This is a genomic window from Pseudomonas sp. CDFA 610, from assembly GCF_021147865.1.
In the GTDB taxonomy this organism is placed as follows: Bacteria; Pseudomonadota; Gammaproteobacteria; order Pseudomonadales; family Pseudomonadaceae; genus Aquipseudomonas; species Aquipseudomonas alliivorans.
On record NZ_JAGTPM010000007.1, the window covers coordinates 373,440 to 386,267 of the forward strand.

Here is a 12,828-nt window from a genome sequence, read left to right on the forward strand (position 1 = left end):
CTGAACATGCTCAGGACTGCGCCCTCTCCGGGCGCACCCCCTACTGCATCACGCCATTTCTGCCGTGGTTTCGTAGTCGAACGTGATCTCGCCATCCTTGATGTCGATGTGAACCACACCACCGTGCTCCGACAATTCGCCGAACAGGATCTCTTCGGCCAGTGGCCGCTTGATCTTGTCCTGAATCAGGCGGGCCATTGGTCGAGCGCCCATCGCCGCATCGTAGCCACCCTGCGCCAGCCAGCTTCTGGCCGCGTCGGAGACTTCGAGCAGAACACGCTTGTCTTCCAGCTGCGCCTGAAGCTCGGTGAGGAACTTGTCCACCACGCTCTTGATGACTTCGTGGCTGAGACGGCCAAACTGGATGATGGTGTCCAGGCGGTTGCGGAATTCCGGCGTGAAACTCTTCTTGATCACTTCCATTGCATCGGAAGAGTGATCCTGATGAGTGAAGCCGATCGAGGCCCTCGCAGCCGATTCAGCACCGGCGTTGGTGGTCATGATCACGATCACGTTACGGAAGTCGGCCTTGCGCCCGTTGTTATCGGTCAGCGTACCGTGGTCCATGACCTGCAGCAGCAGGTTGAAGACTTCCGGATGCGCTTTTTCGATTTCATCGAGCAACAACACGCAATGCGGTTGACGCGTGATGGCCTCGGTCAGCAGACCACCCTGATCGAACCCGACATAACCTGGAGGCGCGCCGATGAGACGGGAAACGGTATGCCGCTCCATGTACTCGGACATGTCGAAACGAATCAGTTCGACGCCCAGCGCCTTGGCCAGCTGGCGAGCTGCCTCGGTCTTGCCGACACCGGTCGGCCCTGCGAACAGGAACGAACCGACAGGCTTGTCCGGTGACTTGAGCCCCGCACGGGACAGCTTGATCGCAGTGGACAGCGAATCGATCGCTGCATCCTGACCGAACACCGTAAGCTTGAGATCGCGTTCCAGATTACGCAGCAGTTCCTTGTCGGAGCTGTTGACGTGTTTCGGGGGAATGCGTGCAATCTTGGCGACGATGTCTTCAACCTGCGGCACGTCGATCCGCTTGACCCGTTGCTCCACCGGCTGCAGACGCTGATAGGCGCCCGCCTCATCAATCACGTCGATTGCCTTGTCGGGCATGTGACGATCATTGATGTAGCGCGATGCAAGCTCGGCTGCGGCTCGCAGCGCCTCGTCGCTGTACTCGATGCTGTGATGCTGTTCGAAACGCCCCTTCAGCCCTCTCAGGATGCCAATGGTGTCCTCGACCGAAGGTTCGGACACATCGACTTTCTGGAAGCGACGTGCCAGCGCACGATCCTTCTCGAAAATTCCGCGGAATTCCTGGAAGGTGGTCGAACCAATGCACCGGATGTCACCCGAGGACAACAGTGGCTTGAGCAGATTCGAAGCGTCCATGACCCCACCGGATGCCGCGCCGGCACCAATGATCGTATGGATTTCATCGATGAACAGGATGGCATGCGGACGTTTGCGAAGCTCATTGAGCAGCGCCTTGAAGCGCTTCTCGAAATCGCCGCGGTACTTGGTACCGGCCAGCAACGCACCCAGGTCAAGCGAGTAGACGACACTGCTGGCAAGCAGGTCAGGGACCTGATTGTCGACAATACGCTTGGCCAGGCCTTCGGCGATTGCGGTCTTGCCAACGCCTGCCTCACCGACCAGCAGTGGGTTGTTCTTGCGACGACGCGCCAGAATCTGCGCAACCCGCTCGACTTCGCTTTCGCGGCCGACCAGCGGATCGATGCGTCCCTGACGGGCCAGTTCGTTCAGATTGCTGGCATAGGCATCCAGAGGATTGCCAGAGGAAGATGCTTCACCGCCCTCGTCGTCCTGCATATCTTGCTCACCTTCAGAAGAGTGTTCGCCATGCCCTGGAACCTTGGAGATCCCGTGGGCGATGTAATTGACGACATCAATCCGGGCAACGCTCTGCTGCTTGAGCAGAAACACGGCCTGGCTTTCCTGCTCACTGAAAATCGCAACCAGCACATTGGCACCGGTCACTTCACGCTTGCCGGAGCTCTGTACGTGGAAGACTGCGCGCTGCAGGACGCGCTGGAAACCTAACGTCGGCTGGGTTTCGCGATCCTCGTCGTGGACGGGGATCAGTGGTGTGGTGGAGTCGATAAACTCCTGCAGATCATGCTTGAGCTTATCGAGGTTTGCGCCGCAGGCACGCAAGACAGTGGCTGCAGCCTCATTATCCAATAAAGCCAGCAGAAGGTGCTCGACCGTCATGAACTCATGACGTTTCGAACGCGCTTCCTTGAAGGCCAGATTGAGGGTGACTTCGAGCTCACGGTTTAACATAGCTTCACCTCATACCCAAGTGGTCGGCGATTAACCGTCCTTCTCGATCTCACAGAGTAGTGGATGCTGGCTCTCCCTGGCGTATTGATTGACCTGCATTGCCTTGGTCTCGGCGATGTCGCGGGTAAACAATCCGCAAACTGCCCGTCCCTCTGTATGGACGGCCAGCATGACCTTGGTAGCCAGCTCACGATTCAGGTTAAAAAACACCTCGAGCACTTCAACGACGAAATCCATCGGGGTGTAGTCATCGTTAAATAAAACCACCTTGTACATCGGTGGAGCCTGCAGGGTCGGCTTGGCGTCCTGCACTGCGATGCCAGCCGAGTCGTCCTCGTGTGATTGCGGACCATCCTGATTGAATGTTAGTCGAATCTTGCTGAATGCATGCATGGAAAGAAACGTTCATGGTAAAGGGCGGATTGAGCCTGAGTCGCGATCTGACCAGTTTTGAAATGGACTGCCGCATGACCTTGACTATCAGCTAAACGGTGTTACAAACAATAGAGCCCACATTGGGTAAAAAGGGTCCGCGCAGTCAACCAAAATTTTTTAGGTCAGGCGGATTGAGGTGGATGATACTCCAGACGGAGTCCTTTGCAGAGGGATATGGCTATGCTCAGTGGTAAAGTCAAGTGGTTCAATAATGCAAAAGGCTATGGATTTATCCTTGCCGATGGCAGGGACGAAGATCTGTTCGCTCATTATTCGGCTATTAACATGGATGGGTATAAAACACTCAAGGCCGGCCAGCCAGTCAGCTTTGACATTATCCAGGGCCCGAAGGGTTTGCATGCAGTCAATATAACCACGGTCACGGCAGGCGTCAGCGCTGCGACTGAGGGTTCGAATGCAGCTCAGAAAGCTTCAAACGTGCCAGCATAGGGCGAACCACCACAAACGCCAGCCATAGGAAACAGCCGGTTCGAAAATCACTGCACCGGCTGATTCTGATAGCTGGGTGGTTCACATGTGTTCGATGAGCGCATCGCCGAATGCTGAGGAGGACAACAACGTTGCGCCCTCCATCAACCGCTCAAAGTCATAGGTCACCGTTTTAGCGGAGATTGCGCCGCTGGTGCCTTTGATGATCAGCTCTGCCGCCTCTGCCCACCCCATATGCCGCAGCATCATTTCAGCCGATAGAATCAGCGAACCCGGATTGACCTGATCCTTGCCCGCATACCTGGGAGCGGTGCCGTGCGTCGCTTCGAACATCGCGACGGCATCCGAAAGGTTGGCCCCTGGCGCAATACCTATTCCGCCGACTTGGGCCGCCAGCGCGTCGGACAGGTAGTCGCCATTGAGATTGAGCGTCGCGATCACATCATACTCGGCCGGTCTGAGCAGAATCTGCTGCAGCATGGCGTCGGCGATTACGTCTTTCACGACGATGTCTTTACCGGTCTTCGGGCTTTTGAACTGCATCCATGGACCGCCATCAAGCAAAGTCGCCCCAAATTCTTCGGCTGCCAGCTCGTAAGCCCACTCCTTGAAGGCGCCCTCGGTGTATTTCATGATATTGCCCTTGTGGACAATGGTCAGCGAAGTGCGATCATTATCGACAGTGTATTGCAGCGCCTTGCGCACCAGGCGCCGGGTACCCTCTCTGGAAACCGGCTTGACGCCAATGCCGCAGTCTTGATCGAAACGGATCTTCGTGACGCCCATTTCCTCTTTCAAGAATCTGATGACTTTGGCGGCCTCTGCCGAACCGGCTTTCCATTCAACGCCAGCGTAAATGTCCTCCGAGTTCTCGCGAAAAATCGTCATGTTCACATCACCCGGCCGCTTCACGGGACTGGGCACGCCCTGGAACCAGCGGACCGGACGCAGACACACATACAGATCAAGTTCCTGGCGCAGCGCAACGTTGAGCGAGCGTATGCCGCCGCCTACAGGCGTGGTCAACGGCCCCTTGATGGAAACCACATAGTCTTTGACCGCGCACAGGGTTTCCTCGGGTAGCCAGGTATCCGGGCCGTAGACACGGGTTGCTTTTTCGCCTGCGTAGACTTCCATCCAGGCAATCCTGCGCTGGACGCCGTACGCTTTTTCAACGGCCGCATCCACCACCTTGATCATGACGGGGCTGATGTCCACGCCGATCCCGTCACCTTCTATATAGGGAATGATCGGTTTGTCAGGTACGTTCAGGGAGTGATCGGGATTGATCGTAATTTTTTCGCCCACATCTGGAATGCTTATGCTCTGGTATTCCATGACTGACTCCGTTTTCGGGTCTGATTGGACTGCGTGACAGCCAATGAGCGTAGCCACGGGCACTGCCAGCCGCAAACCGAAGCGCCCCGCGAAGACCTTATAAAACACCTGAAAACATTGACCCAGAGCGGTTTCGTTCGACCATCGGCGAATATTCATTATTCGATAGCGCGCATAGCATTAATGCTTGGCGCCAAGGGTTTGATATACTGCGCGCCGTGACCGCAGAGTCATAAAGGCTGACCCGTCTGATCCAGACCTCTCAGCCTTACAGATGCGCCGGACTGAAGCTCGCCCGGCAGCTTGACGCTCGACTGATGCACCCAACATCACCGCGAATAAACCTCGACCCAGGCTCATGACTGAACTGTGAGCAGAGTGCATACCCTGCGCGTATCGAGATTTTGTGCATGCTCAGCAAAACAGAGAGTTAATACGAATGTCCAACCGCTCGAAGATCATCTATACCTTCACCGACGAAGCTCCGGCCCTCGCCACCTATTCGCTGCTGCCCATTATCGAAGCGTTCACCGCCTCCTCCGATATCGACGTGGAAACGCGTGATATCTCCCTGGCAGGCCGCGTTCTCTCCAGCTTCCCGGAGTCGCTTGGCGCCGATCAACAAGTGCCGGATCATCTCGCCGAGCTCGGCAAACTGGCCACCACGCCAGAAGCCAACATCATCAAATTGCCCAACATCAGTGCTTCGGTTCCGCAACTGAAAGCGACCATCAAGGAGCTTCAGGACCAGGGCTTCAAGATTCCCGACTACCCTGAAGCACCTGCCACTGATGCCGAAAAAGAAACCCGCGCCCGCTACGACAAGGTCAAGGGCAGCGCTGTAAACCCGGTTCTGCGTGAAGGCAACTCCGACCGCCGCGCGCCGCTGTCGGTCAAGAACTACGCTCGCAAGCACCCGCACAAGATGGGCACCTGGTCTTCCGACTCCAAGGCCCACGTTGCCCACATGAGCAACGGCGACTTCTACGGCAGCGAAAAAGCCGCCCAGATCGAAGCTGACAACACCGTCAAGATCGAACTGGTCGCCCAGGATGGCACCACCACCGTCCTGAAAGAAAAAACCGCCGTGAAAGCTGGCGAGATCGTCGATTGCTCGGTCATGAGCGCAAAAGCACTTCGCAGCTTCATTGCTGCTGAAATCGAAGACGCCAAGAAACAGGGCGTACTGTTTTCGGTACACCTGAAAGCCACCATGATGAAGATCTCCGATCCGATCATGTTCGGTCAGATCGTCGACGAGTTCTACAAGGATGCGTTGACCAAGCATGCCGACACCCTGAAGCAGATCGGCTTCAGCCTGAACAACGGCATCGGCGACCTGTACGACCGCATCAGCGCCCTGCCCGCCGACAAGCAGGCCGAAATCAAGGCTGACATCGACGCGGTCTACGCCGTTCGTCCACAGCTGGCGATGGTCAACTCCGACAAGGGCATCACCAACCTGCACGTGCCGAGCGACGTGATCGTCGATGCGTCCATGCCTGCAATGATCCGCGACTCCGGCAAGATGTGGGGCACCGATGGCCAGCTGCATGATGCCAAGGCGGTAATCCCGGACCGCTGCTACGCCACCATCTATCAGGCAGTGATCGAAGACTGCAAGAAGAACGGCGCATTCGATCCGACCACCATGGGCAGCGTACCGAACGTCGGCCTGATGGCTCAGAAGGCCGAAGAGTACGGTTCGCACGACAAGACTTTCCAGATCAAGACCGACGGCGTTGTGCGCGTGACCGACAGCCAGGGCAATCTGCTCATGGAGCAGAAGGTCGAGGCTGGCGATATCTGGCGCATGTGTCAGGCCAAGGATGCACCGATCCAGGACTGGGTCAAACTGGCCGTCAACCGTGCTCGCGCAAGCGACACGCCTGCCATCTTCTGGCTCGACGCCTCGCGCGCGCACGACAGCGTGATGATCGAGAAAGTACGTCAGTACCTGCGCGACCACGACACTTCGGGCCTGGACATCCAGATCCTGTCGCCGGTCGACGCCATGAAACTGACTCTGGAACGCACCCGCGCCGGCAAGGACACCATCTCGGTGACCGGTAACGTACTGCGCGACTACCTGACCGACCTGTTTCCGATCATGGAGCTGGGCACCAGCGCCAAGATGCTGTCCATCGTTCCACTGATGAATGGCGGCGGTCTGTTCGAAACCGGCGCTGGCGGTTCGGCTCCGAAGCACGTTCAGCAGTTCGTGGAAGAAAACTTCCTGCGCTGGGACTCGCTGGGTGAATTCCTCGCGCTGGCGGCTTCCCTTGAGCATCTGGGCAACGCTTACAACAACCCGAAAGCTCTGGTTCTATCCAAGACGCTCGACCAGGCCACTGGCGAGTTCCTGGACCGAAACAAGTCGCCTTCGCGCAAGGTCGGCGGCATCGACAACCGTGGCAGCCACTTCTACCTGACCCTGTTCTGGGCACAGGCGCTGGCGGCTCAGAATGAAGATGCGGCCCTCAAGGCGCAGTTCGCTCCGCTGGCCAAGACCCTGACCGACAACGAGGAAAAAATCGTTGCCGAGCTCAATGCGGTTCAAGGCAAGCCGGTTGAAATCGGTGGTTACTACTACGCCAACGCCGAGAAGACCAGCAAAGCCATGCGCCCAAGCGCAACCTTGAACGCAGCCATCGCCGCGTTGTAAGGGGCAAAACGGCGACGCTGTCCAGCATCGCCTCCTGAAAGCCCCGGCCCTGCGCCGGGGCTTTTTCGTTCAAGCGAAGAGCACGTGACAACACCTGTACTTCGCGCTTCATTCCTCTCTCGAAGGAGCCACGTATGGATTGGCAAGCCCACGTTACCGTTGCCACGATTGTCGAGGATCAGGGTAGATTTCTGTTCGTCGAAGAGATCAAGGGTGGTCGCAAGGTGTTGAATCAGCCCGCAGGCCATCTGGATCCGAACGAAAGCCTGCAGCGCGCGGCCGTTCGCGAAACCCTGGAAGAGACCGGCTGGGATGTAGAACTCACCAGCGTGGTGGGGATTTACCTCTATACCGCACCCAGCAACGGCGTGACCTATCAGCGGATCTGCTTTGCCGCCAAGGCGCTACGCCATCATCCCGACTACACGCTGGATGAGGGCATCGTCGGACCGATCTGGCTGACGCGCGACCAACTGCTTGTCGAGCAGGACCGCTGGCGCAGTGCGCTGGTACTGCGCTGCGTGGACGATTATTTGAATGGCGAACGATTCAGTCTCGACCTGCTGCGCGACAAGGCGTGAGACTGGACGCCCTCAGCCTGATAGAATCGCGTCCTTTTAAAGGCCACCCATTGAATCCCTATGCGTGATCCAGCTCCCTCCAACTCAGAAATGAAGCGCGTGATCGTCGGCATGTCCGGCGGCGTGGACTCTTCCGTTTCCGCCGTACTGCTCATGGAGCAGGGTTATCAGGTGGAAGGCCTGTTCATGAAGAACTGGGAAGAAGACGACGGAACGGAATATTGCACCGCCCGCGAAGACCTGGCCGACGCTCAGGCTGTGTGCGACAAGATCGGCATCAAGCTGCACACGGCCAACTTTGCCGCCGAGTACTGGGACAATGTGTTCGAACACTTCCTGGAAGAATACAAGGCCGGACGCACCCCCAACCCGGACATCCTCTGCAACCGGGAAATCAAGTTCAAGGCCTTCCTCGACTACGCCCTGATGCTGGGTGCCGACCTGATTGCCACCGGCCACTATGTGCGCCGCCGGGATATCGACGGCCGTACCGAACTGCTCAAGGGGCTGGACTCGAACAAGGACCAGAGCTATTTCCTGCATGCGGTGGGTGGCGAACAGATCGCCAGAACGCTGTTTCCGGTCGGCGAACTGGAAAAGCCGGAAGTGCGTGCCATCGCTGAAAAGCATGGCCTGGCGACCGCCAGGAAAAAGGATTCCACCGGGATCTGCTTTATCGGCGAGCGTCGCTTCACCGACTTCCTGCGCCAGTACCTGCCCGCCCAGCCGGGCGAGATCAAGACCACCGAAGGTGAAGTGATCGGCCGCCACAGCGGACTGATGTACCACACCATCGGCCAGCGTCAGGGCCTGGGCATTGGTGGCCTCAAGGATGCCAGCGATGATCCGTGGTACGTCCTGGTCAAGGACCTGGAGCACAACGAACTGATTGTCGGCCAGGGCAATGATCACCCTTGGCTGTTCTCACGGGCGCTGGTCTCTTCGGAAATCTACTGGGTCAACCCCATCGACCTGAGCAGCCCGCGCAAGCTGACTGCCAAGGTTCGTTATCGCCAGGGCGACCAGCACTGCACGCTGGAGAAAACGGCTGACGGTTATCGCGCCACGTTCGACGAACCGCAGCGTGCGGTCACACCCGGCCAGTCCGTCGTGTTCTACGATGGCGAAATCTGCCTGGGCGGCGGCGTGATCGAAGTCGCCGAACCCTGGACCAGCAAGGACAAGCGTTGATGACCCCGACTCAGGAACAACTGATCGCGCTGGGTGGCGTATTCCAGGCCGCCGTGCTGGTCGACCGGATCGCCAAGACCGGCCAGGTCAGCGAAGCGGCGATGAGCTGTATGATCGGCAGCCTGCTGGTGATCGACCCCAAGGACACGCTGGACGTATATGGCGGTGACGACCTGAACCTGCATGAAGGCTATCGCGCGATGGTCAGCGCTCTGGAGCGAGATCCCGCGACCCTGCAGCGCGAGCCGCTCCGCTATGCCCTGGCCATGCTTGGCCTGGAGCGCCAGCTCGCCAAGCGTGACGACATGCTGGAAGTGATCGGCAAACGGATTCCGGTGATTCAGTCCCAGGCCGAGCATTTTGGTGTAGCCCACGAGAATGTCATCGCCGCCACGGGCGCTCTGTATCAGGATACGCTGAGCACATTGCGCCAGCGTATCCAGGTGCACGGCGACATGCGCAATCTGCAACAACCCAACAACGCATCGAAGATTCGTGCCCTGTTGCTGGCCGGGATTCGCTCGGCGCGGTTGTGGCGACAGGTTGGCGGTCATCGCTGGCAGCTGGTCTTCAATCGACGCAAGCTATTGAAAGAACTTTACCCATTGCTGCACGGCTGACCCGCTGCGCCACAATGACCCCCACCACCACAGGCATGGTGCGATCTACGCTGGTCAGTCCGCCTCAGTCGGACTGATTTTTCATGTATGATACGCGCCCTTTTCGTTGCCCGACTGTCCGAGAGCATCCCATGCAGCTTTCTTCGCTCACTGCGGTTTCCCCTGTTGATGGCCGCTACGCCGGCAAAACCCAGGCTCTACGCCCTATTTTCAGCGAATACGGCCTGATCCGTTTTCGTGTGATGGTCGAAGTCCGCTGGCTCCAGCGTCTGGCGGCCCACCCGCAGATCACTGAAGTCCCGGCATTCTCCGCACAGGCCAACGCCATCCTCAACACGCTGGCCGAAGACTTCTCCGTGGACCACGCCGAGCGCGTGAAAGAGATCGAGCGCACGACCAACCACGACGTGAAAGCCGTGGAGTACCTGCTCAAGGAACAGGCTGCCAAACTGCCCGAGCTGGAAAAAGTCAGCGAATTCATCCATTTCGCCTGCACCAGCGAGGACATCAACAATCTGTCCCACGCGCTGATGCTGCGCGAAGGCCGCGACACCGTCATGCTGCCGCTGATGCGCCAGATCGCCGACTCCATCCGTGAACTGGCCATCCGTTTCGCCGATGTGCCAATGCTATCGCGCACCCACGGTCAGCCCGCCTCTCCGACCACTCTGGGCAAGGAACTGGCCAACGTCGTCTACCGACTGGAGCGCCAGATCGCACAGATCGCGGCAGTGCCACTGCTGGGCAAGATCAACGGTGCGGTGGGCAACTACAACGCACACTTGTCCGCCTACGCCGATATCGATTGGGAAGCCAACGCGCGTGCATTCATCGAAGATGAACTGGGCCTGGGCTTCAACCCCTACACCACTCAGATCGAGCCGCACGACTATATCGCCGAGCTGTTCGATGCCGTTGCACGCTTCAACACCATCCTGATCGACTTCGACCGCGACATCTGGGGCTACATCTCCCTGGGTTATTTCAAACAGCGCACCATCGCGGGCGAGATCGGCTCGTCGACCATGCCGCACAAGGTCAACCCAATCGACTTCGAGAACTCCGAAGGCAACCTGGGCATCGCCAACGCACTGTTCCAGCACCTGGCCAGCAAACTGCCGATCTCCCGCTGGCAGCGTGACCTGACCGACTCCACCGTGCTGCGCAATCTGGGTGTCGGTTTCGCCCACAGCGTGATCGCCTACGAAGCCAGCCTCAAAGGCATCGGCAAGCTGGAACTGAACGAACAACGCATCGCTGCCGATCTGGACGCCTGCTGGGAAGTGCTAGCCGAGCCGATCCAGACCGTCATGCGTCGGTACAACATCGAAAACCCGTACGAAAAGCTGAAAGAACTGACACGCGGCAAGGGCATCAGCCCGGAAGCGTTGCAAACTTTCATCGACGGCCTGGACATGCCTGCCGAAGCGAAGGCCGAGCTGAAAACGCTCACCCCCGCCAATTACATCGGCAACGCGGCAGCTCAAGCCAAGCGCATCTGACACGCAAGACAATTTGCACACGCCCGGCTGTGCCGGGCGTTTTCATTTCAAGGGCTTACACATGAATCCTGATATTCCTCTTCAACTTCTGGGCGGCATCAGCGCACGCGTCTTCATGCGTGACTACTGGCAGAAAAAGCCGTTGCTGATCCGTCAGGCATTGCCGGACTTCCAGAGTCCGATCGATGCAGACGAGCTGGCTGGCCTGGCCCTGGAAGAAGAGGTCGAGTCGCGACTGGTCATCGAAAAGGGCGAGCGCCCCTGGGAGCTGCGTCGCGGCCCGTTCGCCGAAGACGAGTTCAGCAAACTGCCTGAGCGTGAGTGGACCCTGCTGGTCCAGGCAGTTGATCAGTTCGTTCCGGAGGTCAGCGAACTGCTGGAACACTTCCGCTTCCTGCCGAGCTGGCGTATCGACGACGTGATGATCAGCTACGCCGCACCGGGCGGCAGCGTTGGCCCGCATTTCGACAATTACGACGTATTTCTGCTTCAGGGCCACGGCAAGCGTCACTGGCAGATCGGCCAGATGTGCGACTCCGACAGCCCTCTTCTGCAGCATGCAGACCTGCGCATTCTTGCCGACTTCGAAGCGACCGAAGAATGGACGCTGGAGCCGGGCGACATGCTTTACCTGCCTCCGCGCCTGGCCCACTGCGGCGTAGCCGTAGACGACTGCCTGACCTACTCGGTGGGCTTCCGCGCTCCGGGAGCCGCCGAAGTGTTGACCCACTTCACTGACTTCCTCAGCCAGTTCATCTCCGACGAAGAGCGCTACACCGACGCAGACGCACAGCCGGTCAGCGATCCGCACCAGATCCAGCACGACGCACTGGGTCGCCTCAAGGCCCTGCTGGCCGAACACATGGGCGACGAGCGCCTGCTGCTGACCTGGTTCGGGCAGTTCATGACCGAGCCACGCTACCCGGAACTGGTAACTGGCCCGGAACTGGCCGAAGACGATCTGCTCGACAGCCTGGAACAGGGTGCAGTGCTCATTCGCAATCCGAGCGCACGCCTGGCCTGGTCGGAAGTGGACGATGATCTGCTACTGTTTGCCAGTGGCCAGAGCCGCCTGTTGCCGGGCAACCTGCGCGAACTGCTCAAATTGATCTGCGCTGCCGATGCACTGCACAGCGAAAACCTTGGCCAATGGTTGGCCGATGACGAAGGACGCAATCTGCTTTGCGAACTCGTAAAACAAGGAAGCCTGGGATTTGCCGATGAATAAAGTCACCGTATCTGTTGCAGACTGGCAGAGAAAAAACGCCGATATCAGGCGCATCCGCGATGCGGTCTTCATCGCCGAGCAATCGGTTCCGCCAGAACTGGAGTGGGACTCGGAGGACATGGATGCCGTGCACTTCCTGGCCTCCGAGGGCGATTACCCGATCGGCACTGCCCGCCTCCTGCAGGATGGTGAAATTGGTCGACTGTCTGTGCTCAAAGACTGGCGAGGCCTCAAGGTCGGTGAAGCCCTGCTGACCGCCGCGATCAGCGAGGCCGAGAAGCGTGGCTTGAAGGAGCAGAAACTCAGTGCCCAGGTTCAAGCCATCGCGTTTTACGAGCGTTTCGGCTTCACCGTGGTCAGTGACGAGTTTCTCGAAGCAGGACTGCCACACGTGAACATGGTCCGACAGGCCTGAACCAAGGCATGTAGGCGCTTATAAACGCACTACAAAACATGACGCCCCGATTTTTTTCCAGCCGGAACAGGCTGAGATAAA

At 58.4% G+C, this 12,828-nt stretch carries 11 protein-coding genes; 8 read left to right on the forward strand and 3 right to left on the reverse strand.

All coding sequences use genetic code 11. The annotated features are described in order from the left end of the window. Positions 1–48: 48 nt before the first annotated feature. Positions 49–2,322, reverse strand: coding sequence for an ATP-dependent Clp protease ATP-binding subunit ClpA (gene clpA / locus KDX39_RS15600; protein ID WP_004884681.1), 2,274 nt, complete (start codon positions 2,320–2,322; stop codon positions 49–51). Between the two features lie 30 nt (positions 2,323–2,352). Then, positions 2,353–2,715 carry an ATP-dependent Clp protease adapter ClpS gene (gene clpS, locus KDX39_RS15605; protein ID WP_004884680.1) on the reverse strand — a complete coding sequence of 121 codons (363 nt, stop codon included), beginning with the start codon at positions 2,713–2,715 and terminating at the stop codon, positions 2,353–2,355. Positions 2,716–2,937: 222 nt separating this feature from the next. Here clpS and cspD point away from each other — a divergent pair, with 222 nt between their 5' ends. Beyond that, entirely contained in the window at positions 2,938–3,207 is a 270-nt protein-coding gene (gene cspD, locus KDX39_RS15610; protein WP_231660977.1) for a cold shock domain-containing protein CspD, read from the forward strand. An 81-nt stretch (positions 3,208–3,288) separates the two neighbouring features. On the opposite strand, the gene icd is transcribed toward cspD, so the two are convergent. Beyond that, positions 3,289–4,545, reverse strand: a complete 1,257-nt coding sequence (gene icd, locus KDX39_RS15615; RefSeq protein ID WP_231660978.1) for an NADP-dependent isocitrate dehydrogenase — start codon at positions 4,543–4,545, stop codon at positions 3,289–3,291. A gap of 439 nt (positions 4,546–4,984) precedes the next feature. Here icd and KDX39_RS15620 point away from each other — a divergent pair, with 439 nt between their 5' ends. From KDX39_RS15620 to KDX39_RS15650, 7 genes are all read left to right on the forward strand, one after another. Continuing rightward, positions 4,985–7,210, forward strand: coding sequence for an NADP-dependent isocitrate dehydrogenase (locus KDX39_RS15620; RefSeq protein WP_231660979.1), 2,226 nt, complete (start codon positions 4,985–4,987; stop codon positions 7,208–7,210). Between the two features lie 134 nt (positions 7,211–7,344). Next, complete coding sequence (locus tag KDX39_RS15625) at positions 7,345–7,791, forward strand: NUDIX hydrolase (protein ID WP_231660980.1); 447 nt, start codon at positions 7,345–7,347, stop codon at positions 7,789–7,791. Between the two features lie 60 nt (positions 7,792–7,851). Next, on the forward strand, positions 7,852–8,982 hold the full coding sequence (gene mnmA, locus KDX39_RS15630) for a tRNA 2-thiouridine(34) synthase MnmA (RefSeq protein ID WP_231660981.1): 1,131 nt from the start codon (positions 7,852–7,854) through the stop codon (positions 8,980–8,982). After that, complete coding sequence (gene hflD / locus KDX39_RS15635; protein WP_099227999.1) at positions 8,982–9,602, forward strand: high frequency lysogenization protein HflD; 621 nt, start codon at positions 8,982–8,984, stop codon at positions 9,600–9,602. Before mnmA ends, hflD begins: the two co-directional genes overlap by 1 nt. A gap of 131 nt (positions 9,603–9,733) precedes the next feature. Then, on the forward strand, positions 9,734–11,104 hold the full coding sequence (gene purB / locus KDX39_RS15640; protein ID WP_210041811.1) for an adenylosuccinate lyase: 1,371 nt from the start codon (positions 9,734–9,736) through the stop codon (positions 11,102–11,104). A gap of 61 nt (positions 11,105–11,165) precedes the next feature. Beyond that, positions 11,166–12,332, forward strand: coding sequence for a ribosomal protein uL16 3-hydroxylase (locus KDX39_RS15645; protein WP_231660982.1), 1,167 nt, complete (start codon positions 11,166–11,168; stop codon positions 12,330–12,332). Next, entirely contained in the window at positions 12,325–12,747 is a 423-nt protein-coding gene (locus tag KDX39_RS15650; RefSeq protein ID WP_184323330.1) for a GNAT family N-acetyltransferase, read from the forward strand. Before KDX39_RS15645 ends, KDX39_RS15650 begins: the two co-directional genes overlap by 8 nt. Positions 12,748–12,828 lie beyond the last annotated feature (81 nt).

Excerpts from the sequence above, each read along its gene's own strand:
- clpA (WP_004884681.1), bottom strand. The coding sequence starts at position 2,322 with ATGTTAAACCGTGAGCTCGAAGTCACCCTCAATCTGGCCTTCAAGGAA.
- clpS (WP_004884680.1), bottom strand. The coding sequence starts at position 2,715 with ATGCATGCATTCAGCAAGATTCGACTAACATTCAATCAGGATGGTCCG.
- cspD (WP_231660977.1), top strand. The coding sequence starts at position 2,938 with ATGCTCAGTGGTAAAGTCAAGTGGTTCAATAATGCAAAAGGCTATGGA.
- icd (WP_231660978.1), bottom strand. The coding sequence starts at position 4,545 with ATGGAATACCAGAGCATAAGCATTCCAGATGTGGGCGAAAAAATTACG.
- KDX39_RS15620 (WP_231660979.1), top strand. The coding sequence starts at position 4,985 with ATGTCCAACCGCTCGAAGATCATCTATACCTTCACCGACGAAGCTCCG.
- KDX39_RS15625 (WP_231660980.1), top strand. The coding sequence starts at position 7,345 with ATGGATTGGCAAGCCCACGTTACCGTTGCCACGATTGTCGAGGATCAG.
- mnmA (WP_231660981.1), top strand. The coding sequence starts at position 7,852 with ATGCGTGATCCAGCTCCCTCCAACTCAGAAATGAAGCGCGTGATCGTC.
- hflD (WP_099227999.1), top strand. The coding sequence starts at position 8,982 with ATGACCCCGACTCAGGAACAACTGATCGCGCTGGGTGGCGTATTCCAG.
- purB (WP_210041811.1), top strand. The coding sequence starts at position 9,734 with ATGCAGCTTTCTTCGCTCACTGCGGTTTCCCCTGTTGATGGCCGCTAC.
- KDX39_RS15645 (WP_231660982.1), top strand. The coding sequence starts at position 11,166 with ATGAATCCTGATATTCCTCTTCAACTTCTGGGCGGCATCAGCGCACGC.
- KDX39_RS15650 (WP_184323330.1), top strand. The coding sequence starts at position 12,325 with ATGAATAAAGTCACCGTATCTGTTGCAGACTGGCAGAGAAAAAACGCC.